At 56.8% G+C, this 22,938-nt stretch carries 18 protein-coding genes and 2 pseudogenes; 8 read left to right on the forward strand and 12 right to left on the reverse strand.

Going from position 1 to position 22,938, the window contains the following annotated elements:
* Positions 1–10: 10 nt before the first annotated feature.
* The 4 genes and pseudogenes from EE949_RS09785 to EE949_RS09800 form a co-directional block, all read right to left on the reverse strand.
* The gene (locus EE949_RS09785) at positions 11–1,261 is read right to left on the reverse strand and encodes a sarcosine oxidase subunit beta family protein (RefSeq protein WP_032628141.1); all 1,251 of its coding nucleotides are present in this window, start codon (positions 1,259–1,261) and stop codon (positions 11–13) included.
* Between the two features lie 17 nt (positions 1,262–1,278).
* Positions 1,279–2,532 (reverse strand): serine hydroxymethyltransferase, encoded by a 1,254-nt coding sequence (gene glyA, locus EE949_RS09790; protein WP_122664090.1) that lies wholly within the window; start codon positions 2,530–2,532, stop codon positions 1,279–1,281.
* A gap of 383 nt (positions 2,533–2,915) precedes the next feature.
* A complete protein-coding gene (gene alaC, locus EE949_RS09795) occupies positions 2,916–4,136 on the reverse strand; it encodes an alanine transaminase (RefSeq protein ID WP_122664091.1) in 1,221 nt (406 codons plus the stop codon).
* A gap of 246 nt (positions 4,137–4,382) precedes the next feature.
* A pseudogene (locus EE949_RS09800) lies at positions 4,383–4,673 on the reverse strand (TraX family protein); the annotation flags it as partial.
* A 170-nt stretch (positions 4,674–4,843) separates the two neighbouring features.
* Between EE949_RS09800 and EE949_RS09805 the strand changes: the two are divergent.
* Positions 4,844–5,056, forward strand: a complete 213-nt coding sequence (locus EE949_RS09805) for a hypothetical protein (RefSeq protein WP_122664092.1) — start codon at positions 4,844–4,846, stop codon at positions 5,054–5,056.
* 327 nt (positions 5,057–5,383) lie between these two features.
* On the opposite strand, the gene EE949_RS09810 is transcribed toward EE949_RS09805, so the two are convergent.
* The gene (locus EE949_RS09810; RefSeq protein WP_122664093.1) at positions 5,384–6,130 is read right to left on the reverse strand and encodes a TraX family protein; all 747 of its coding nucleotides are present in this window, start codon (positions 6,128–6,130) and stop codon (positions 5,384–5,386) included.
* A gap of 231 nt (positions 6,131–6,361) precedes the next feature.
* Here EE949_RS09810 and EE949_RS09815 point away from each other — a divergent pair, with 231 nt between their 5' ends.
* The gene (locus tag EE949_RS09815; protein ID WP_122664094.1) at positions 6,362–7,402 is read left to right on the forward strand and encodes a low specificity L-threonine aldolase; all 1,041 of its coding nucleotides are present in this window, start codon (positions 6,362–6,364) and stop codon (positions 7,400–7,402) included.
* A 190-nt stretch (positions 7,403–7,592) separates the two neighbouring features.
* On the opposite strand, the gene EE949_RS09820 is transcribed toward EE949_RS09815, so the two are convergent.
* A complete protein-coding gene (locus EE949_RS09820; protein ID WP_122664095.1) occupies positions 7,593–7,895 on the reverse strand; it encodes a cell division protein ZapA in 303 nt (100 codons plus the stop codon).
* Positions 7,892–8,125, reverse strand: coding sequence for a hypothetical protein (locus EE949_RS09825; RefSeq protein ID WP_122664096.1), 234 nt, complete (start codon positions 8,123–8,125; stop codon positions 7,892–7,894). Before EE949_RS09825 ends, EE949_RS09820 begins: the two co-directional genes overlap by 4 nt.
* Before the next feature lie 438 nt (positions 8,126–8,563).
* Between EE949_RS09825 and EE949_RS30215 the strand changes: the two are divergent.
* The 3 genes and pseudogenes from EE949_RS30215 to EE949_RS09835 form a co-directional block, all read left to right on the forward strand.
* A pseudogene (locus EE949_RS30215) lies at positions 8,564–9,319 on the forward strand (MCP four helix bundle domain-containing protein); the annotation flags it as partial.
* Entirely contained in the window at positions 9,311–10,174 is an 864-nt protein-coding gene (locus EE949_RS30220; RefSeq protein ID WP_430735973.1) for a methyl-accepting chemotaxis protein, read from the forward strand. The pseudogene EE949_RS30215 and the gene EE949_RS30220, both read left to right, overlap by 9 nt.
* A gap of 402 nt (positions 10,175–10,576) precedes the next feature.
* Complete coding sequence (locus tag EE949_RS09835) at positions 10,577–11,272, forward strand: hypothetical protein (RefSeq protein ID WP_122664098.1); 696 nt, start codon at positions 10,577–10,579, stop codon at positions 11,270–11,272.
* 216 nt (positions 11,273–11,488) lie between these two features.
* On the opposite strand, the gene gbcB is transcribed toward EE949_RS09835, so the two are convergent.
* Positions 11,489–12,589 (reverse strand): glycine-betaine demethylase subunit GbcB, encoded by a 1,101-nt coding sequence (gene gbcB / locus EE949_RS09840; RefSeq protein ID WP_122664099.1) that lies wholly within the window; start codon positions 12,587–12,589, stop codon positions 11,489–11,491.
* Between the two features lie 319 nt (positions 12,590–12,908).
* On the opposite strand from gbcB, the gene gbcA reads away from it, so the two are divergent.
* Positions 12,909–14,207: a glycine-betaine demethylase subunit GbcA gene (gene gbcA, locus EE949_RS09850; protein ID WP_122664100.1), complete on the forward strand. Its 1,299-nt coding sequence runs from the start codon at positions 12,909–12,911 to the stop codon at positions 14,205–14,207.
* Between the two features lie 916 nt (positions 14,208–15,123).
* On the opposite strand, the gene EE949_RS09855 is transcribed toward gbcA, so the two are convergent.
* Both EE949_RS09855 and EE949_RS09860 read right to left on the reverse strand, forming a co-directional pair.
* Positions 15,124–15,837 (reverse strand): 3'-5' exonuclease, encoded by a 714-nt coding sequence (locus tag EE949_RS09855; protein WP_122664222.1) that lies wholly within the window; start codon positions 15,835–15,837, stop codon positions 15,124–15,126.
* A 14-nt stretch (positions 15,838–15,851) separates the two neighbouring features.
* A complete protein-coding gene (locus tag EE949_RS09860; RefSeq protein WP_122664101.1) occupies positions 15,852–17,786 on the reverse strand; it encodes a putative nucleotidyltransferase substrate binding domain-containing protein in 1,935 nt (644 codons plus the stop codon).
* Positions 17,787–18,036: 250 nt separating this feature from the next.
* Between EE949_RS09860 and EE949_RS09865 the strand changes: the two genes are divergently transcribed.
* Positions 18,037–18,483, forward strand: coding sequence for a response regulator (locus EE949_RS09865; protein ID WP_162874639.1), 447 nt, complete (start codon positions 18,037–18,039; stop codon positions 18,481–18,483).
* Positions 18,484–18,659: 176 nt separating this feature from the next.
* Here EE949_RS09865 and EE949_RS09870 read toward each other — a convergent pair whose 3' ends face one another.
* The gene (locus EE949_RS09870; RefSeq protein WP_122664102.1) at positions 18,660–20,837 is read right to left on the reverse strand and encodes a malate synthase G; all 2,178 of its coding nucleotides are present in this window, start codon (positions 20,835–20,837) and stop codon (positions 18,660–18,662) included.
* Between the two features lie 337 nt (positions 20,838–21,174).
* Between EE949_RS09870 and EE949_RS09875 the strand changes: the two genes are divergently transcribed.
* Positions 21,175–21,693: a glycine cleavage system protein R gene (locus tag EE949_RS09875; RefSeq protein WP_122664103.1), complete on the forward strand. Its 519-nt coding sequence runs from the start codon at positions 21,175–21,177 to the stop codon at positions 21,691–21,693.
* A gap of 191 nt (positions 21,694–21,884) precedes the next feature.
* Here the strand turns inward: EE949_RS09875 and rarD are convergent, their stop codons facing one another.
* Positions 21,885–22,772, reverse strand: coding sequence for an EamA family transporter RarD (gene rarD / locus EE949_RS09880; RefSeq protein WP_122664104.1), 888 nt, complete (start codon positions 22,770–22,772; stop codon positions 21,885–21,887).
* Between the last annotated feature and the right edge of the window lie 166 nt (positions 22,773–22,938).

Raw genomic sequence — 22,938 nt, forward strand, 5'->3', positions numbered from 1 at the left:
ATTGCTCCTCTTAGTGGGCGACAGCCGCTGCGCCGTGTTCATCGATCAACGCACCGTTATGGAAACGGTCGATGGAGAAAGGTTTGGCCAACGGATGCATTTCGCCTTTGGCCAGACTTGCCGCGAAGACGTTGCCCGAACCCGGCGTGGCCTTGAAGCCGCCAGTGCCCCAACCGCAGTTAAAGAACATGTTCGGGACCGGAGTTTTGGAAATGATCGGGCAGGCGTCCGGGGTGGTGTCGACGATGCCGCCCCACTGACGGTTCATGCGCACGCGGGACAACACCGGGAACATCTCGACGATGGCCTGAATCGTGTGTTCGATCACCGGGTACGAACCGCGCTGACCGTAGCCAACCCAGCCGTCGATACCGGCACCGATCACCAGGTCACCCTTGTCGGACTGGCTGATGTAGCCGTGTACCGCGTTGGACATGATCACGCTGTCGATAATCGGCTTGATCGGCTCGGACACCAACGCTTGCAGCGGGTGGGATTCGATCGGCAGACGGAAGCCGGCCAGTTTTGCCATGTGCCCGGAGTTACCGGCCGTGACTACACCGACGCGCTTGGCACCGATGAAACCTTTGTTGGTTTCTACGCCGATGCACACGCCGTTTTCTTTGCGGAAGCCGGTCACTTCGGTCTGCTGGATCAGGTCAACGCCCAAGGCGTCAGCGGCACGGGCGAAACCCCACGCCACGGCATCGTGACGGGCCACGCCGCCACGCCGTTGCACAGTGGCGCCAATGATGGGGTAGCGGGTGTTTTTCGAGCAATCCAGGTACGGGATTTCGTCCGCCACCTGTTTGCCATTGAGCAGTTCGCCGTCCACGCCGTTGAGGCGGTTGGCGCTGACCCGGCGCTCGGAGTCACGCATGTCCTGCAGTGTGTGGCACAGGTTGTACACGCCGCGCTGGGAAAACATCACGTTGTAGTTCAGGTCCTGAGACAGGCCTTCCCACAGTTTCATCGCGTGTTCGTACAGATGCGCCGATTCATCCCACAGGTAGTTGGAGCGCACGATGGTCGTGTTACGCGCTGTGTTGCCGCCGCCCAACCAGCCTTTCTCGACCACGGCCACATTAGTGATGCCGTGCTCTTTGGCCAGATAATAAGCCGTCGCCAGACCATGCCCGCCGCCGCCGACAATAACCACGTCGTAGACTTTTTTCGGGGTCGGCGTGCGCCACATGCGCTGCCAGTTTTCGTGGTGGCTGAGGGAGTGTTTGAGAAGGCCGAAGCCTGAGTAATGCTGCATGAATAACTACTCCTGACTCAGCTATAAACCGGGAAATCGGAACACAGGGCTGCAACCTGGCTGGCGACATTAGCTTCGACGTCGGCATCACCGAGGTTGTCGAGAATGTCGCAGATCCAGCCGGCCAGCGTGATGCATTGGGTGACTTTGAAACCGCGGGTGGTGACGGCCGGGGTGCCGATACGCAGACCCGAGGTCACGAATGGCGATTGCGGGTCGTTGGGAACCGAGTTCTTGTTGACGGTGATGTGCGCACGACCCAACGCGGCGTCGGCGTCTTTGCCGGTCAGGCCCTGACGGATCAGGCTGACCAGGAACAAATGGTTATCGGTGCCACCGGAGACCACGTCGTAGCCACGGTCGATGAACACTTGCGCCATGGCTTGGGCGTTATCGATCACTTGCTGTTGATACGCCTTGAACTCCGGCTCCATGGCTTCCTTGAAGCACACGGCCTTGGCGGCGATCACGTGCATCAACGGACCGCCCTGGCCACCGGGGAATACCGCCGAATTGAGCTTCTTCTCGATCTCTTCGTTGGCCTTGGCCAGGATCAAACCACCACGCGGGCCGCGCAGGGTTTTGTGAGTGGTGGTGGTTACCACGTCTGCGTACGGCAGCGGGTTCGGGTACAGACCGGCCGCGACCAGCCCGGCAACGTGAGCCATGTCGACAAACAGGTAAGCGCCGACCTTGTCAGCGATGGCCCGGAAGCGCGGGAAGTCGAGGGTTTTCGAATAGGCCGAGAAACCGGCGATGATCATTTTTGGCTGCGATTCAACGGCAATGCGCTCGACTTCGTCGTAATCGATCAGTCCGGTAGTGGTGTCGATGCCGTACTGCACCGCGTTGTAGAGCTTGCCGGAGAAGCTGACTTTGGCGCCGTGGGTCAAGTGACCACCGTGTGCCAGACTCATGCCCAGCACGGTGTCGCCTGCTTGCAGCAATGCCAGATAAACCGCGGCGTTCGCCGAACTGCCGGAGTGTGGCTGGACGTTGGCGTAATCAGCGCCGAATAATTGCTTGGCGCGCTCGATAGCGAGCACTTCAACTTTATCCACATGCTCGCAACCGCCGTAATAGCGCTTGCCCGGATAGCCTTCGGCGTATTTATTGGTCAGGCCGCTGCCCTGGGCTTCCATCACGCGCTGGCTGGTGTAGTTCTCCGAGGCGATCAGCTCGATGTGATCTTCCTGACGCTGCTCTTCGGCATTCATCGCGGCCAGCAGTGCATCGTCATAGCCTTGGATTTGGTCGTTCTTGCTGAACATCGCGGTTCTCCCAGCGGCGGCGTAGCGCCTGACTTATCGGTAGAGCCGCAGCATCTAAGCCGGGCCCTTTGACAGCGATACTAGGGCCGGACCAAAGACGCCAAATGCCTGCGCACGCCACGCAAAGGCGCGTTTACGACATGGCATCCTGGGGAAGAGTAAATAGAGTGATAAGGGCTTGAATCTGTAGGAGCGTAGCTTGCTCGCGATTGACCGCGAAGCGGTCACAAATCGGCTGGTTGCGGTGTGTCAGGATAAATGTGGATACTGATTTACGACTGCTTCGCAGCCGATCGCGAGCAAGCTGCGCTCCTACAGAGCCGCTGTTCACAAACAAAAATCCCCCGGGGATGCCGGGGGATTTTTTTCCGCTAATGTCGCAATCAGACCACGGCTTTGCCGGGCAACTGCCCATCCACCCGGAACATCCCGCGAATGCCACGCACAGCCTGACGAATCCGGTCCTGGTTTTCGATCAGCGCGAAGCGCACATGGTCGTCGCCGTATTCGCCAAAACCGACGCCTGGTGACACGCAGACCTTGGCTTCAGCCAGCAGCTTTTTAGCGAACTCCAATGAGCCCAGATGCGCGTAGGCAGGTGGAATCTTGGCCCAGACGTACATGGATGCTTTTGGATTCTCCACCATCCAGCCCAGTTCATGCAGGCCCTTGACCAGCACGTTGCGGCGCTGACGGTATTGCTCGGCGATATCCAGCACGCATTGCTGATCGCCTTCCAGTGCCGCGATGGCCGCGACCTGCAACGGAGTGAACGTGCCGTAGTCGTGGTAGCTCTTGATTCGTGCCAGCGCGTTGACCAGTTCCGGATTGCCGACCATGAAGCCGATCCGCCAGCCCGCCATGTTGTAGCTTTTGGACAGGGTGAAAAACTCGACCGCGATGTCTTTGGCGCCCGGCACCTGCATGATCGACGGGGCTTTCCAGCCGTCGTAAACGATATCGGCGTAGGCCAGATCGTGAACCACCAGCACGTCGTATTGCTTGGCGAGAGCCACCACGCGCTCGAAGAAGTCCAGCTCCACGCATTGCGCGGTTGGGTTGGACGGGAAGCCGAGGATCATCATCTTTGGTTTGGGGATCGAACCACGGATGGCCTTTTCCAGCTCAGCGAAGAAGTCCACACCGGGAATCAGCGGCACTGATCGTACTTGAGCGCCAGCAATCACCGCGCCGTAGATATGAATCGGATAGCTCGGATTGGGCACCAACACCGTGTCGCCCTGATCGAGGGTGGCGAGCATCAAGTGCGCCAGACCTTCCTTCGAGCCGATGGTGACGATGGCTTCCTGCTCCGGGTCGATATCGACGTCGTAGCGTTTTTTGTACCAGTTGGAAATCGCCCGACGCAGACGCGGAATGCCACGCGAAGTCGAGTAGCCGTGAGTGTCTTCACGTTGGGCAACGGTAACGAGTTTCTCGACGATATGCGGTGGGGTTGGCCCGTCGGGGTTGCCCATACTCAAGTCGATGATGTCTTCACCACGACGGCGAGCGGCCATTTTCAGCTCGGCAGTGATATTGAAGACGTACGGGGGGAGTCGATCGATGCGCGCAAAACGGCGCGGCGAAGGTAAGTCTGCCATGGAGGCCTCAGATACGTAAGCGCCCGGAACCGTCCGAGCGACGTTGGCCACTGCGGTGGCCAGCGCAGAAGATAAGGGCGCCAGTGGCGTTTTGTCTACAGGGATTTTTCAGGCGACAGGTTATTTGTGGGGCAAACCTGTGGGACCGAATTCATTCGGGAATGGGCCGGTACATTCACAATATTTGTATCTGATTCAATGCCTTCTTCCCGAATGAATTCGGTCCCACAAGGATGGCGGTGTTGTTCAGGTCGCTAGCAACTCCCGCAATCCCAACAGCACCAGAAAATGCGCGGGATAAATCGCATAGGCCCAACGCCGCATCGGTTTGACAGGGAAGTTCAAACGACGGCGCAACAAGGCCAGCCCGAGCATGGGTGCTAACAGGCAGGCGAGCATTGAGCCGATGGAGATCGTATCACCCTACGCCGCCCCGGCGAACATTTGCGGCCAGGCGTTACCCGCGACACATACCTGACCGGGCAGGACCACCATCCACCACGGGCGCTCCAGTACCAGCAGCGAGGCCAGAGGCAGCGCACGTGATCATCGGCTTAAACATGCGACAACACTCAGTGGTGAAACTTTAGCGACAAACGGTAGTTAAACCTGTCATTTCTTACAGTAGACGAGCAGAGTTAGCAGGGTTAGCTTAATTAGGTAGCGAAGAAGTTGATTGATTATATTAATGCGTAAGGAGATGCGTCATGGCACTTATATATGTGGCGGTGAAAGCGCCGGGTTCCACTGTTTCTACCGAAATGGAGGACTTTGAGTTTGCAGCTCTAAACACTGGAGATGAAATATTTTTACAGATAATGGAGAAAGCGGCAATACTGTCGCAAAAGAGCGTGGTGAAAGGCGCTGGAGGCTCCACGATGTATAGGTTAAATGTAAGATATCCTCTTTCAACACCTTGAACATTAGGTGGCAGCAGTGCTGCTTGCTCAGTAGTGCTGCTGCCCGCCGGTCATCTCTTATTTGTCTTAGACTTATCCGCCTCTAAACTTTCCGCGAATGCCTCGCACGGACTAACGAAAGCGGTCCTGGTTTTATAGCGAGTTAAGTGTGCGACTGATACGGAATGAAGATTAATCATATTGCTGATCGTCAGCCAGCTTACATGCTACAGAAGCTCTGCTGACAAATGCTTGAACGGGCCGCAGGCATTCTTGAGATCGAGACCCATGCCACCCTTAAATTGAGGAGCATGAACAAAGCTTCACCGGCGGTAAAGTCCGCTATCGTTAAGTGACCAACAACTCCCGCAACCCCAACAGCACCAGAAAGTGCGCGGGATAGATCGCGTATGCCCAGCGCCGCATCGGCTTGACCGGGAATGTCAGGCGGCGACGCAGCAATGCCAGCCCCAGCATGGGCGCAATCAGGCAGGCAACCAGTGAGCCAATGGAGATCGGATCACCCCAAGCGGCCCCAGCAAACATCTGCGGCCAGGCATTGCTCGCCACGCAAATCACGCCCGGCAACAAGGCGAACCAGAGCGGCCGATGTAGCACAAGCAGGAGCGCCAGCGGCAGCAGCGTGCCAAAGAAACCGAACATCAGATATTTGTGGAATATAGCGGCGATCAGCAGCGAACCAAGCGCCATTACCCGCGTAACCGGCAGGCGGTGCCGCCAGCCCTGGGCGATTAGCAAACCGAGCACCAGCGTCGGCAATACGTTCAGCGTGTGGGCGTCTTCCGCCATGTACAGCCGATAGGGGAGTTCGGCCAGTACAGCAAACAAGAGCATCCATCCCAGATAACGCCACTGCACTTTGGGGTCAGGAAACAGCGCGGATTTGCGTCCCAGATTGGCCGCAATCGCCAGGCAGAACCAGGGGAAGGCCAAGCGGCCAGGTACATACAGCAGGTCTATCGACCAGCCGACATAGCGCAAGTGGTCGAGTACCATGGCCAGCATCGCCAGCCACTTGAGCAGGTCCAGCGCCTTGTCGCGTCCGGGCAGGTAAGGCGGGTTCGACAGATCCATATCTCTCCAGCGTTTTGGGGTTTCTTCGCCACGGGGCAGTTTTAATACCTGCCCTGTAGGAGCGCGCTTGCCCGCGATGGCGTCAGGTCAATCAATATCTTTGTCGGCTGACCTGACGCCATCGCGGGCAAGCGCGCTCCTACCAAAGCAAATCTGCAACAAGGCAGCTAATGACCAAACCCTGCGATCTTCGCTACAGTGCGCAGCATAATCAATGACAAGGATTCGGCCATGACCGATAAAAGCCAGCAGTTTGCCAGTGATAACTATTCGGGCATTTGTCCTGAAGCCTGGGCTGCGATGGAACAGGCTAACCACGGCCATCAGCGCGCTTATGGCGATGACGAATGGACCGCGCGCGCCTCGGATCAATTCCGTAAATTATTTGAAACTGACTGCGAAGTTTTTTTCGCTTTCAACGGTACGGCTGCCAACTCGCTGGCGCTATCGTCGCTGTGCCAGAGCTATCACAGCGTTATCTGTTCGGAGACGGCCCACGTCGAAACTGACGAGTGTGGCGCTCCGGAGTTCTTCTCCAACGGCTCCAAGCTGCTGACCGCACGCAGCGAGCAGGGCAAGCTCACGCCGGAATCCATCCGCGAAGTAGCGCTCAAACGTCAGGATATTCACTACCCGAAACCTCGGGTCGTGACCCTGACCCAAGCCACCGAAGTCGGCAGTGTTTACCAGCCAGACGAACTCAAGGCGATCAGCGCGACCTGTAAAGAGCTCAATCTGAACCTGCACATGGACGGCGCGCGTTTCTCCAATGCCTGTGCCTTTCTGGACTGTTCACCGGCTGAGCTGACCTGGAAGTCCGGTGTCGACGTGCTGTGCTTTGGTGGCACCAAGAATGGCATGGCGGTGGGGGAGGCGATTCTGTTCTTCAACCACAAGCTGGCCGAAGACTTCGACTATCGCTGCAAACAGGCCGGGCAACTGGCGTCGAAAATGCGCTTCCTTTCGGCGCCGTGGGTCGGCCTGCTGGAAGGCGATGCCTGGCTCAAGCATGCTCGTCATGCCAACCATTGCGCGCAATTGCTGGCCTCGCTGGTTCAGGACATCCCGGGTGTTGAGCTGATGTTCCCGGTGCAGGCCAATGGCGTGTTCCTGCAATTGTCAGAACCAGCCATCGCGGCACTGACGGCTAAAGGCTGGCGCTTCTATACCTTCATCGGCAACGGCGGTGCACGCTTCATGTGCTCGTGGGACACCGAGGAAGACCGCGTGCGCGAGCTGGCGGCGGATATCCGCTTGGTGATGGGGGCGTAACGCAGAAGCCCTCTTGGAATGAGACCTGTGGGACCGAATTCATTCGGGAAGACGGCCTTTCGGTGGATACAAAGGCTGTGGATGTACTGGCCCCTTCGCGAATAAATTCGCTCCCACAGGGAGTTGAGCTAGCAGGGAAACATAGAATCGGCCACAAATTAGCCCCATTCCAATCAGAAGAGGGCGGTGGTCAGTTCTGTGCAATCGTCCTGGAAATCGCATCCACCGTTGCATCGACCTGCTCCCGGCAGCGGTCTAGTTCCAGTTGGTGCTGCTGCTTGAGTTCGATTTGCTGCGAGCACAGGTTCAAGGCGGCCAGTACCAGCAAGCGGTCGCCGATCAGCGTCGGGTATTTGCGCTTGGTATCGGCCAGCGATGCACGGAGCAATGCGGTGGCCTGCTGCAAGGTCTGCTCTTCACCAGCAGGAGCCTTGATCGAGTAGTCGTTGCCGAGAATCGAAACGACTGTCACCCCGTTCCTGTCAGTGCTCATGCGCTGACTGCGCTTGCGCTGGTGGCGCGATCAACAAGCGCTTGAATGCGCGCTGCGGTGGCGCCTTGTTTCTCTTCCTGCTCCATCAGACTCAGTTGCAAACTGTCGTTGTCATCCTTGGCTTGGGCCAGCTCTGCGCTGAGCTGAGTGTTCGTGTTCTGCAACTGCTGGTTCTGTTGCACCAGGTCAGTGACAAGTTGTTCCAACTGGCTAAGGGATGCTTCCAACATTTTGATTTCTCAAGCAAATTTCAACGGGCGCACACCTTAAAGAAAAGTCACTGCGCATACCAGTTAAGCCGCTTAAATAACGGCGTTTTGGCGCGCTGGCGTCCTCCCTGAAGGCAAGTGCATAAACAGGCCCAGTTGACTGTGATTTGCCGATCTGGTTCCTGCTGCTCGTCAGTCCGTGACGAACGAAGAAATATGCGAGCTTAGAAATTGCCGAGTTTTCAGGGCTAAGTCCCGTAAACGTTGCCTTTCAATGACTTACATGGCCCTCTGCCGCATTTTAAAAAGGCTGCGACTTTCTGCCACGTATCGATTTGATATCGCTCACCTCAAGACTTTGGCTTGCCGACCGATAGGCATGGAATTGCAAGCGTTTCAAATCTCCTTTTCGCAGGGAATGCTCCTCCTCTTCTGGAAACAAACATGTCATTACGAACAATGAATATCGCGCCGCGCGCGTTCCTCGGATTTGCCTTGATTGGCACCCTGATGCTGATCCTTGGTGTATTTGCGCTGATGCAAATGAGCAAGATCCGCGCAGCAGGCGATCAGGTTGCGCAAAACAGCGTACCCAGTATTCAGAGCCTTAACGGCCTGACCGTGGCGGGTATTCGCATGCGGGTTTTATCCTATCGTTTGCTGACCAATCGCGAACAGGATGTTCAGGACAAGACCATTGAACTGTTTGCCGCGCGCAACAAGCAGATCAGCGAAGCCCAAGCGGTCTATGAAAAACTGATCGAGTCCCCGGAAGAGAAGGCAGCCTACAACGAGTTTGTGCAGTTGTTGGGCGAGTACCGCCAAATCGAAGCGCGCGTCATCGCCTTGAGCCGTGCAGGCAAGGTCGATGAGATGGCCAGGCTGCTCAATGCGGAGTCAGCATCCAACTCAGACAAAATGAATGTGGTCCTGGCCAGACTGGCCGAGCTCAACACCAGGCAATTGACCGTCACCAACCACGCTGCTGCTGAGGAGTACTCATCAGCGTTCAATCTGGTCGTCGGCCTGCTGATCATCGCCACGGTCCTGACCATGTTGTTCGCCTGGCTGCTGACCAATAGCATCACCCGTCCAATCGCGTCGGCGCTTGAAGCGGCAGAGACCATTGCCGAAGGCAATCTGACTCGTCCCATCAAAGTCGACGGCACCGACGAAGCCGGTCGTTTGCTGGCTGCCATGCAGAAAATGCAGGAAAAGCTGCGCGACACATTGACCCGTATTTCCGGTTCCGCCACTCAGTTGGCTTCTGCTGCTGAAGAGCTTAACGCGGTCACCGACGAGAGCGCTCGTGGGCTCTCCAAACAGAACAACGAAATTGAACAAGCCGCCACTGCTGTCAACGAGATGACCAGCGCCGTAGAAGAAGTGGCGCGTAACGCGGTCAGCACTTCCGAAGCCTCGAAAAACGCCACTGCATCGGCGGGTGACGGTCGTGATCTGGTTCAGGAAACCGTTAATGCCATCGAGCGCATGAGCGGTGATGTGCAAAGCACTGCGGACCTGATCGGTAATCTGGCTGAGGAGTCCCGTGACATCGGCAAGGTGCTGGATGTGATTCGCGGTCTGGCCGATCAGACCAACCTGCTGGCCCTTAACGCCGCCATTGAAGCTGCGCGTGCGGGTGAAGCAGGCCGTGGCTTTGCTGTGGTGGCTGACGAAGTGCGTGCGCTGGCGCATCGCACTCAGCAGTCGACCAGTGAAATCGAACGCATGATCGGCAGTATTCAAGGTGGCACCGAACAGGCTGTCAGCTCGATGCGCAACAGCACCGAGCGTGCTGAGTCGACCCTGAACATCGCCAAAGGCGCGGGCCTGGCGCTGGACACCATCAACACCGCCGTCGTGGAAATCAACGAGCGCAACCTGGTCATCGCCAGCGCCGCAGAAGAGCAGGCCCAGGTCGCTCGTGAAGTGGACCGCAACCTGGTCAACATCCGCGACCTGTCGGCCCAGTCTTCCGACGGCGCGGCGCAAACCAGCGCTGCGAGTGGTGAGTTGACGCGTCTGGCGGTTGACCTGAACAGCATGGTTTCGCGGTTTAGTTTGTAAGGACTGCACCGCTCTCCTGATGAAGTCAAATTCAATGTGGGAGCGGTGCTTGCCCGCGATAAGGGCGACGCTATACACAGATATGCACCGAGTTATCGTTCACCTCAGATAAGTCGGAATCTCACCACTCGCCCTCCGAAGCTATTTATTCAGCGGCTGCTGAATGCTTGTATTAGACCGTCTTGTAATAATCTAAATAGCAAAAAGTGAATGATTAACTTTAACAGTCTGAAAGTTATAAGCTTTTAGGATGTTTTATTGAGTGGCCTGAGTTGTTTGACCTGTTATTTATGACAGTGACGTGCGTTACCCTATCTCATAAAATTGAAGCGTGCCGGCAGTAACAGTTTTACGGCTAAGCTCCAATCCCCCTGATGGGGGTCACGTGAAGAGGGACCTGTCATGAGTATGAAGCGGCCTGATAAATTGAAAACACCTTTCATCAAAGAGGCAGAGTTGATTGATCGTCAAGGCACCATAAAATTTGGCGAGATCAAACCGGAGGGTGTCACACTGGTAGTTGAATATGAAGGCATGAAAGCAGGTGATAAAGTTCAGGCTTGGGGCCTTGTTCCACCTAATTATGATGATGTCAAAATAGTTCCAGATAGAGCGATTTCATTGGTCTTCAGTGTTCCTAGGGCGTATTTCAGTAGAAAGCGGTATGTGTCTTTTCAATACTTTCTTTATGGGGATGACGACACTATTATCGGCCTTTCCAAGGCTGTGGATTATGCCGTGACTGATTCAGTTCCAGAACCGCTGACAATGCCAACTATTCGGGAGGCTGTCGGGGAACCTGATTCTGAATATATCGTGGTCGCGGATCTTCCTGCTGAGGGCGCATCCCTTCTTGTTGACTATCCCGGTATCAAGACGGGTGACAGAATTACAACGCGTTACGATGGTAAATATAGTCACTACTCTGAGACCAAAGTTTTTATTGGCGCGGTTCCCGTGACGTTTAACGTTCCCATGTCCTATTTTGAGGAGTTCATTGCGGATGGGGGCAGATCTACGGTCCACTATTATGCGGTCAGCGATACTAGTGGTGAGCGAGTCAATGTTTCACGTATACGAGTGTATAGGGTGAGATAGCTGGACCTCCGGCAGTGGGTCTGATGTCTTCAGTAGCATGGTTTCGCGCTTTATTTTGTAAGCGCGATACTCGCTCTTTGTAGGAGCCAACTTGTTGGCGAGGCGATTCAATAGCCGACTCATCGGCTGCCCGCACCGACGATTCGCGAACAAGTTCACTCCTACAAGGGGATGCAGGGTAGCGGCGGATGCGCTCAGTATTAGCCGCTCAGGCGATTAATACTCGATCCGCACATCCCCCTTCGGAATGCTGCAGCACGACAGGATGTAGCCTTCGGCTTCGTCTTCTTCGGTGATCCCGCCGTTGTGCTCCATTTCCACTTCGCCGCTGAGTTTCATCACCTTGCAGGTCCCGCAGATGCCCATGCCGCAGGCTTTGGGGATCATCAGGCCGAGCTTGGCGGCGGCGGCGTGGACGGTTTCGCCCGGTGCCACGCGGATGCTCTTGCCGGTGTCGGTGAATTCCACCTGATGCAGATCCGAGGCGTCCACTTCAGGCGCTTCGGCGGCGATTTCGGCTTGTTCCACGGCATCGGCACGCGCTTCGGGAGGCGTCGCACCGAACGATTCTTCATGGTATTGCGCCATGTTGAAACCGTTGGCTTCCAGCAGGCGTTTGACGGCCGTCATGTACGGTGTCGGCCCGCAGCAGAACACCTCGCGCTCCATGAAGTCCGGCACCATCAGCTCAAGCATCTTCTGATTCAGATAGCCGCGATAACCGGCCCAGGGTTCGCCCAGACCGTGCTTCTCGCAGATCAGGTGCAGGCTGAAGTTGTCGATCCGCGACGCCATGTGTTCCAGCTCGCGGTGATAAATGATGTCTTTGGGTGAGCGGGCGCTGTGTACGAACACCATGTCGACGTTGGCGTTGGTGTCGTAGAACCAGCGCGCCATGGACATCACCGGCGTAATCCCGACCCCGCCACTCAGGTAGAGAATTTTCGGGTTCGGGTAGTCAATGGCATTGAACAGCCCGACGGGTCCATGCACCGCCAGCTCCTGACCTTCATGCAGCGTGTCATGCAGGTAGTTGGAGACCTTGCCGCCGGGTACGCGCTTGATGGTCACCGAGAAGCTGTAAGGCACCGAAGGCGAACTGGAAATAGTGTACGAGCGCATCACCGGCACGCCTTCGATTTCAAGCTCCAGAGTCACGAACTGGCCGGGTTTGAAGAAGAACATGATCGGCTGGTCGGCCATGAAGCAGAAGGTGCGCACATCCCAGGTTTCCTGGATCACCTTGACGACGCGCACCAGGTGTCGGCCATTGGCCCATGTCTGGGTATTTACCGGGCTCAGGAAGCTTTGGGACATGCTGAATCTCCAACGGCCGACGTCCGGCCTCATGATGCGAATTCTGCGTAAGGCGCAGGACACCCACTTACCTGCCAGCGACATCGGCGTACTTATCGCGACCAGCCCCTGACTACCTGCATTAGCGCGTCGGAAACGGATTCGGCCATGTCGCCCATGGATAAGGTCATGTCTGCTCCGAACTCCACACTCGTCACTAAATGTTGATCAAAAAGCATGAACGGCAAAACAACCGTCGTCTTGCGTGCCAACCGCCACAAAGAACCGTATTAGCCACATTCGCCGACCATAAACCGTATGGTCATGAGGACTTCAAAAGATGGACGTCACCGCAACCTTGAGCTTGGGCGATCCGCTGGAACCGGCACGTAAGGCCACTGCCGAAATGCTGCAGAACCGCGAGCGCACCTATTCGCTGCCGCAGCCTTTCTACAGTGATGAGCGGTTGTTTGAAATCGACATGCAGGAGATCTTCCACAAAGAGTGGCTGATCGCAGGTATGACCGCCGAGATTCCGGCCAAGGGTAACTACCTGACGCTGCAGATCGGCAAGAACCCGGTGGTTGTGGTGCGCGGTCCGGATGGCGCGGTCAATGCCTTCTTCAACGTCTGCCGCCATCGGGGATCGCGTCTGTGCACCAAGGAGAAGGGCAAAGTCGCCAAACTGGTTTGCCCTTACCACCAGTGGACCTACGAGCTTGATGGTCGCTTGTTATATGCGGGCAGCGAAATGGGCGATGACTTCGACATGAAGAACTTCAGCCTCAAGCCCATCAACGTGAAAACCGCGGGCGGCTATATCTTCATCAGCCTCGCGGAAAACCCGCCCGCCATCGACGAGTTCCTGCAGACCCTCAAGCACTACATGGAACCGTACGACATGGAAAACACCAAGGTGGCGGTGCAAACCACCTTGATGGAAAAGGCCAACTGGAAACTGGTGCTGGAAAACAACCGCGAGTGCTACCACTGCAGCGGCTCACATCCGGAACTGCTCAACACCTTGCTGGAATGGGATGACGTCACCGATCCACGTGCCACGCAGTCGTTCAAGGATCATGTCGCCGAATCTGCTGCGGCCTGGGACGCTGAAAAGATTCCTTATGCCCACGCCAGCTTCGGCTTGCGTAACCGTATTGTGCGCATGCCGCTGCTCAAAGGCACCGTGTCCATGACCATGGACGGCAAGCAGGGCAGCAAGAAACTCATGGGCCGGATTACCAACCCGGATCTGGGCTCGATGCGCATCCTGCACCTGCCGCACTCCTGGAACCACTGCATGGGCGACCACATCATCGTGTTTACCGTGTGGCCGATCAGCGCCCAGGAAACCATGGTTACCACCAAATGGCTGGTACACAAGGATGCCGTTGAGGGCGTGGACTACGACGTTGCTCGCTTGCGCGAAGTCTGGGACGCGACCAACGATCAGGATCGCCGGCTGGCTGAAGAGAACCAGCGCGGGATCAACTCTGACGCCTACCAGCCAGGTCCATACTCCAAGACCTATGAGTTCGGTGTGGTCAACTTCATCGACTGGTACAGCGCCCGCATGCTCGAAAACATGGGCGCCGAGCCCGCGCCTTACCTGAAGGGCGTGGCGGTTAATCACGAGTGATGCCCGCTGCTTAATTAGTAGCGGTGAAATGCCTGTGGGAGCGAATTCATTCGCGAAGATCTGCCAGGCGCAGTTGATTCGTCGGATGTACCGCCCTCTTCGCGAATGAATTCGCTCCCACGGGTAACTTTAGCTCGAAATTTGATCAAATCCCCTCCTGAGCAAGCCAGCTGTACATCTTCAGCTTCAGCAAACATCTTATCCACAAGGCCACCCACAGCAATTGTGGGGAAGTCGATTGTTCACCCGGTAAAAAACCAATAAAAACCGTGACTTATTCAGAATGGCAGTTTTTTGTGGCTATTGATCAATAATTGATCATTTCCTTGTGGGCCACGTAATATAAGGCCTGTAGCCGAACACAAACACCTTATCCACAGATGCGCCAACAGACTTTGGGGGCAACTCTGGAGAGATCGCCTGTGGTCTGTGGAAAACTCCTGAAAGCCTCGTCTTTCAAGGTTGACAGAAGGGGATTCCAGCTTTTTTGTAGTAATTGATCGTTTTTTGATCGTTTGCTTGCAGGCCTCTATATACATGGCCTGCAGAGGTAAGCAAACAACTTGTCCACAGAAGCGCCAACAGACTTTGTGGGTAGTTGTGGATGAGCGAGTTGCTTAGTGGATGCTTTATCCACAATGAAAAACCAATAAAAACCGTAGCTTATGCTGGTTGTTTTTTGATCGGCTGGTTGGAGGCCCCGGTTTGTATAGGGCTCAGGGATAAGCGAACATGTTATCCACAGAGCCGCTAACAGCCTATGTGCACAAGTTTTATATTTGGTACCACGCGATACCCTGTTGGAGCGAGGCTTGCCCGCGAAGAACGATGACACGGTAGACCTGATAAACCGGGGCGCCTGCATTCGCGGGCAAGCCACGCTCCAACGGATCACCTAAGCCCTTCGGAGCGGGTATTAAAACGAATGACTCTGTTGCCGTCGACGCCATTGGCTCAGGCTCTGGTCGAGGCGGGCGGGGCTGTCGATCTCCTGGCGACGGGCGTGGCTGAACAGGATCAGCGCCAGCTCTGCTGTCACCAATGCATCGGCGCTGGCGTGGTGGCGTTCTTCTGCATGCAGCCCGAAGAACTGTGTCCAGTCATCGAGCCCGGCTTTACGGAAACCAGCCTGTGGAAAAAGCATCGGCGCGATTTCAGCTACATCGAGAAAGTGATGCTCAAGCCGGTAGTCCAGGTTGTCTTTCAGTGCCCGACTCAGCATGTGTTGGTCAAACGGCGCATGGAACGCCAGCAGCGGGCTTTCGCCGACAAACTCTATGAAATCCAACAGGGCCTGTACGGGTTCGCTGCCCGCCGCAATCGCGCTGGGTGCAAGGCCGTGAATCAACACGGCGGGGCTGACTTTATGGTTGGGGCACAGCAGCGTTCGTTCGAACTGCTGACTCAGGTCAATGGCCCCGTCCTCGATGACGACGGCACCAATGGATAGCACCTGATCGCGGTTCATGTTCAGGCCGCTGGTTTCCAGATCGACCACGACCCAGCGTTGCTGGCGCAACGGATCCTCACTCAGTGATGCTGCTGGCGCAAGGTTCGCCAGACGCTGTTGATCGCGCTTTTCCAGCGTCGGTTTTGGTGGCCGGGGACGTAGCCATTGGAACAGGTTCAAGCCGGATAACAGACTCATAGTTGATAACGCAGCGTCAGACTGGTTTGCAGGCGCTGGGCCTGGCGCAATGATTCACGCAGAATCCGCCGGTCCAGATGGTTGAGGGTGTCTGGGTCGATACGATTGGACCAAGGCAGGTTCTGCCTGCTTTGCAGTTGGTGCTGCTGCATGCGCGTTTGTTGAATGAAGTGGTAGGCCTCTTCATAGGCGGCGCCGTCCTGAGCGTCGATGACTTCGCGAGCAACCAACTGGCGCAGGCGCTCCAGGGTGTTGTTGACGCCAATGCCATTGGCCAACGCCAGCACGCGCGCGCCATCGACGAAGGGTGTCAGGCCTTGAGTCTTGAGGTCCAGGGTGTCCTTGTCGCTGCCTTTGCGGGCTAATACGAAGTCCTTGAAGCGTCCCACGGGCGGGCGCTGCCTTAACGCATTCTCTGCCAGCATGCGCTGGAACAGACGGTTGTCGGCAACCTGGTCGAGGATCTGTTGGCGCAATTGCTCGCCGCCGCTTTCTTCGCCCCACACTACACGCAGGTCAAAATAGATGCTGGAGTTGAGCAGGTTTTCCGGTGTTGCGTCGCGGATGAACGCTGCAAAGCGTCGGGACCATTCAGCTCTGGACAGGCACAGCTGCGGGTTGCTGGCCATGATGTTGCCTTTGCACAACGTGAATCCGCACAGGGCCAGGTTCTGGTTGATGCGCTCGGCAATCGGCAGCAGTAGACCGCGAATACGCTCAGCTTCAGCGGCGTCCTTGGCATCGAACAGGATGCCGTTGTCCTGATCGGTATGCAGCGTCTGCTCGCGACGCCCCTCGCTGCCGAAACATAGCCAACTGAAGGGTATGCCAGGGTCGCCACGCTCTTGCAGCGTCAGCTCGATCACACGGCATACGGTGTGGTCGTTGAGCAAGGTGATGATCTGAGTGATCTGGGTCGACGACGCGCCATGAGCCAGCATGCGGTCGACCAGTTGCACGATATCGCCGCGCAAATTGCACAGGCTGTCGATGCGTGGCGCTGTGCGAATGGTGCGCGCCAGATGAACCAGATCGACCCGTTGCAGAGAGAACAGATCCCGCTCGGACACTACGCCGCACAAGCGACCGTCCCGGACCAGGCAGACGTGCGCGATGTGTCGGCCGGTCATGGCGATCGCTGCATCAAAAGCGCTGGCGTCGGGGCTGAGGTGGAAGGGCGCTTGAATCATGCGGCTCTGAATCGGCTGGCTGAAATCCACGCTGATATCGGCGACGGCCTCGCGCAGGTCGCGCAAGGTGAAGATGCCCAGTGGCGCCTGATGCTGATCGATGATCACGATGCTGCCGACTTGCTGCTCGTGCATCATCTTCACCGCCTCACGCATCGGCGTATCCGGCGTACACATCACCGGATGGCGCATGGCCAATTCACCCAACCGGGTGTTCAGTGAGTACTGAGTGCCAAGGGTTTCCACCGCTCGTTGCTGGACTTGCTGATTGACCTGATCGAGCAGGCTGCTGACACCCCGCAGGGCGAAGTCGCGGAAGGTTGTGGATAACGCGAACAGCTTGATGAACGCCTGCTTGTTCAGTTGCAGGCAGAAGGTATCTTCGGCTGCCAAATGCTCGGTGCGTGTCGCCCGTTCACCGAGTAGCGCAGCCAGCGGGAAGCATTCACCGGTAGTGATTTCAAAAGTGGTTTCCGTTCCACCTTTTGCTGTGTGCGGACGCTCGCCGACCACTCGTCCTTGTTTGACGATGTAGAAATGCTCTACTGGCCCATCGCCAGGCTTGATGATGCTTTCATCGGCGGCGTAAAAACGCAGTTGGCATTGTTCGACCAGGTACGCCAGATGTGCGTTCTCCATATGGTCGAATGGCGGGAATTTCTGCAGGAACTGCATGGTGCCGTGAATGTTCTGCAACACCGCTGTTTTCCCGGCCTGGGTGAATGCATCGGCTCTACTCATGACCTGCACCGCTTTGTTTTTATTGACAGCTATGGTCGACCGCTTGAGGGGTAGTGCCCATTGGACGTAAGTCTTACGGCAATAAAAAGATTTCTGACTATTCCCGTCATGGTGTAAAAAGCACCTGTACATAGTTGTACGATGCCTTGGACGGCGTTCGGGTAAGTGCAAGGACGCCTGCAAAAGCACAGAGATATCTCCGGGTAAAGCCCGGTGTTTTTGTCAGTCAGTGCAAGGGAATGAGGCGGGTATGCTGGATTACGATATTTTGAGCGATGAAGAGCGCGAAGCTCTGAATGAAGTGATGCTCGCGCCGCCGTCCAGCTCGGAGCAACGGGTGCTGATCGTGGACGATGATCGGGACGCACGTGAACTGCTGGCCGAGATCCTCAGCCTCAATGACATCAGTTGCTTGACGGCCGCGGGCGGTAACAGCGCCATGGAGTTGATACGCACCCGGGACAGCATCGCCCTGTTGATAACCGACTTGCGCATGGCGCCCTGCAACGGTCTGGATCTGATTCGTCAGGTCCGCGATTCCGAGCGTGCTTCGCTGCCGATCATCATTGTTTCCGGCGACGCCAATGTGCGCGACGCCATCGACGCCATGCACCTGAGCGTTCTGGACTTCCTGCTCAAGCCCATCAACACCAAGCATCTGGTGAAACTGGTGAAGAAGGAGTTGGGGGTGGAGTGAGGGTTGCCAAGCCTCTCTGTAGGAGCTGCCGAAGGCTGCGAAGCGTTTATCCTGACGCACCGCCATCGCAGCCTTCGGCAGCTCCTACAAGTCACTTGTTTGCCAGGCGATAGCGCAGTGTCAGGAGCACAGAGTCAATCTGGCCGCGGAAAAAAATCCCGCAGCCAATCTGTTACCTACAACCCGTTCTTCGCCTTGAACTCACGACGCCGACGGTGCAAGACCGGCTCGGTGTAACCGTTAGGTTGTTTGGTCCCTTCGATCACCAGTTCAACCGCCGCCTGGAACGCGATGTTGCTGTCGAAATCCGGTGCCAGCGGACGGTACAGCGAATCCCCCGCATTCTGCCGGTCAACGACTGGTGCCATGCGCTTGAGACTGTCCATTACCTGCGTCTCGTTGACCACGCCGTGGCGCAGCCAGTTGGCGATGTGCTGGCTGGAGATACGCAGCGTGGCGCGGTCTTCCATCAGGCCAATGTCGTTGATGTCCGGCACTTTCGAGCAGCCCACGCCCTGATCAATCCAGCGCACCACGTAACCGAGGATGCCCTGCGAATTGTTATCCAGTTCGTTCTGGATTTCTTCAGCAGTCCAGTTGGTGTTGGGCGCCAACGGGATGGTCAGAATGTCATCCACCGAAGCGCGAGTGCGCTTGGCCAGTTCAGCTTGACGGGCGAACACATCGACCTTGTGATAGTGCAGCGCATGCAGCGCAGCGGCCGTCGGCGATGGAACCCAGGCCGTATTGGCACCGGCCAGTGGATGCGCGATTTTCTGTTCGAGCATCGCCGCCATCAGGTCCGGCATGGCCCACATGCCCTTACCGATTTGCGCGCGCCCTTTTAGACCGCAGCTCAGGCCAATGTCTACGTTCCAGTTCTCGTAGGCACTGATCCACTTCTCGGCTTTCATCTGCGCTTTGCGCACCACCGGACCCGCTTCCATGGAGGTGTGGATTTCATCGCCGGTGCGGTCGAGGAAGCCCGTGTTGATGAACACCACGCGCTCGCTGGCCGCTTGGATGCAGGCCTTGAGGTTGACCGTGGTACGGCGTTCCTCGTCCATGATCCCGACTTTGAGGGTGTTGCGTGGCAGACGCAGAACGTCTTCGACACGACCAAACAATTCGTTGGTGAACGCCGCTTCTTCCGGGCCATGCATCTTAGGTTTGACGATGTAGACCGAGCGCGTGCGGCTGTTGCTGCGTGTAGTGTTGCCATTGAGGCTGTGGATCGCCGCAAGGCTGGTCAGCAGACCATCCAGAATACCTTCCGGTACTTCCTGGCCGTTCTTGTCGAGGATCGCGTCGATGGTCATCAAGTGACCCACGTTGCGGATGAACAGCAGCGAGCGACCGTGCAGCTTCACGTCGCCGCCGTTGGGCGCGGTGTAGTGACGATCACCGTTCATGGTGCGGGTGAAGGTTTCGCCGCCTTTGGAGACCTGTTCGGCGAGATCGCCTTTCATCAGGCCCAGCCAGTTGCGGTACACCACGACCTTGTCGTCGGCATCAACGGCGGCGATGGAATCTTCGCAGTCCATGATGGTGGTCAGGGCGGCTTCCATCAGCACGTCTTTAACCCCGGCCTGATCGGTCTGGCCAATCGGGCTGGAGGCGTCGATCTGAATCTCGAAATGCAGGCCATTGTGCTTGAGCAACACGGCGGTCGGTGCTGATGCGTCACCTTGATAACCGATCAACTGCGCGTCGTCCTGCAGGCCGGTATTGCTGCCGCCTTTGAGACTGATCACCAGCTTGCCGTCGATCAGCTTGTAACCGGTGGAGTCGACATGGGAGCCAGCGGCCAGTGGCGCGGCTTCGTCTAGGAAGGCGCGGGCGAAGGCGATCACCTTGTCACCGCGAACCTTGTTGTAGCCTTTGCCTTTCTCTGCGCCGTCGGCTTCGCTGATGGCATCGGTGCCATAGAGCGCGTCATACAGCGAGCCCCAGCGGGCGTTCGAGGCATTGAGGGCGAAGCGGGCATTCATCACCGGCACCACCAACTGTGGGCCAGCCATGCGAGCGATTTCTTCATCGACGTTTTGCGTCGTGATCTGGAAGTCCGCCACTTCTGGCAGCAGATAACCGATTTGCTCAAGGAAAGCTTTATAAGCCGAGGCGTCGTGGGCCTGTCCGGCATGAGACTGGTGCCAAGCGTCGATCTGCGCCTGCAAGTCATCACGTTTAGCGAGCAGTGCCTTGTTTTTAGGGGCCAGCTCATTGATCAGCTGGTCTGCGCCCATCCAGAAGCCAGCAACATCAAGACCGGTCCCGGGAAGCGCCTCGTTATTCACGAAGTCATACAGGACTTTGGCGACCTGCAGGCCACCGACTTGAACGTGTTCAGTCATTGCACTTGCCTCACTCTGCTCAGCTTTTTACGCCCGGAGGGGGCGCTCTGTTGTTAGGGTCAACATCATGTAGTGCGCGAGGCGGGATACTACATGATGGTATCGCCGGGTGGAAACGAGACTGAATATGTCACTTCGCGACTGAAATTTCATGGCCAGTCATCATCAGGATCAAGATGTTCTCAAGGATATTGCCGATTGTTCCAGATAAAAATGGAAATCGTACACAAAATGGCAGCGCTGCCATGCCGGTGCGTGACAGGCAGCCTTGCCTATACTGGTTTCGTTGTCGCGGCCCTTCGGGCTGGCGCGGATTCAAGACCATAAGGAGTCAGCAGTGGATCATCTCGTTATCACGGTATTTGCCCCCGACAAGCCGGGCCAGGTTGAAGCTATCGCCAAATGCATCGCTGACCACGGCGGTAACTGGCTGGAGAGTCGCATGTCCCATCTGGCAGGTCAGTTCGCCGGTATCCTGCGGCTCAGCGTGCCTGCGGACTCTCACGAAGAATTGAAAAGCGCATTGGTTGAGTTATCCAGTCGAGGCATACGCGTGCTGTTCGCCGAAACCGCCATCGAAGTTCCTGGCGCGTGGAAACACATTGGTATGGAGCTGGTAGGCAACGACCGGCCTGGCATCGTGCGCGACATCACTCGATTGCTTTCAGAACAGAGCGTCAACGTTGAAAGGCTGGTCACTGAAGTCAAACCTGCCCCGATGAGCAGCGAGTTGTTGTTTCAAGCCGAAGCGGTGCTGGGTGTACCTGAGTTGCTGGCACTGGATGACCTGCAACAGGCATTGGAAACCTTGGCGGATGACCTGATGGTGGACCTGGTGTTGCGCACGGATCTCTAGACGCTACCGTTTTTGTAGGAGCTGCCGAAGGCTGCGATCGCGGTGTGTCATGGAAACCGCATCGCAGCCTTCGGCAGCTCCTACAGGGGAAGGTTATCCACTTTATCCATAAGCCTGCCTGTGGATAACCTTGGGAGAACCGTTTGCAGGCCATGTGGCTCAAGGCCTGCAAACTATTGATCAATAAATGATCAAGCCCTGCGCCGTGAAGTTATCCACGCGTCCACGCTGTAAATCGCAAGCCCCGCCCAGATGAATGCGAAGGTCACGATGGTGCTTGGCGCAAGGTGTTCCTTGAAGACCAGCACTGCCAGCGCCAGCACCAATGTCGGGCCGATGTATTGCAGGAAGCCCAGCGTGGTGTAGGGCAGATGGCGGGCTGCGGCGTTGAAGGCAACCAGTGGCAAGATCGTCACCGGGCCTGCGGCGGCGAGCCAGAGTGCTTCGCTGGTGGTCCAGAATTCCGCTTGTGACGTGTAGGCGGCTGGATTGAGTAGCAGCCAGCCCACGGCGATAGGCACCAGTATCCAGGTTTCCACCACCAGGCCGGGCAGGGCGGCGACAGGGGCTTTCTTGCGGACAATGCCGTACACCGCAAAAGTACCGGCAATCACCAGCGACACCCATGGCAGGCTGCCGACTTGCCAGAGTTGCTGCGCCACACCCGTCGCAGCCAGACCGACAGCGATCCATTGCAAACGCCGCAGTCGTTCGCCCAGTACCAGCATCCCCAGCAGTACGTTGACCAGTGGGTTGATGTAGTAGCCCAGGCTGGCCTCAACCATGCGTTCGTTATTCACCGCCCATACATACACCAGCCAGTTGATGGCGATCATCGAGCCGCTAAAAGCCAGTACCGCCAGGCGCTGGGGATTGTCGCGCAGTTCACGCCACCAGCCGGGGTGTTTCCAGAACATCAATAACAGTGAGCCGAACAACGCCGACCACAGCACACGATGGACGATGATTTCTACCGATGGAACGTCGGCGATGGCTTTGAAGTAAAGCGGAAACAAACCCCAGATGGTGTAGGCACTGAGCCCGAGAATGTACCCGCGTTGCGGGTTGACGGCTGGCATGGTGGGTCCTGTTGGCAGGTTGTGGATTCTTGTTTTCTTTCATTTGTAGGAGCTTCGACGCCGCGCTGTCGCGCAGAAAACACAGGACCTGTAGGAGCGAGCTTGCTCGCGATTCGGTCTGTCAATCGATGAAGATATCGCCTGTGCTGCCGCAATCGCGAGCAAG

It is taken from the genome of Pseudomonas viridiflava (assembly GCF_900602065.1).
Lineage (GTDB): Bacteria > Pseudomonadota > Gammaproteobacteria > Pseudomonadales > Pseudomonadaceae > Aquipseudomonas.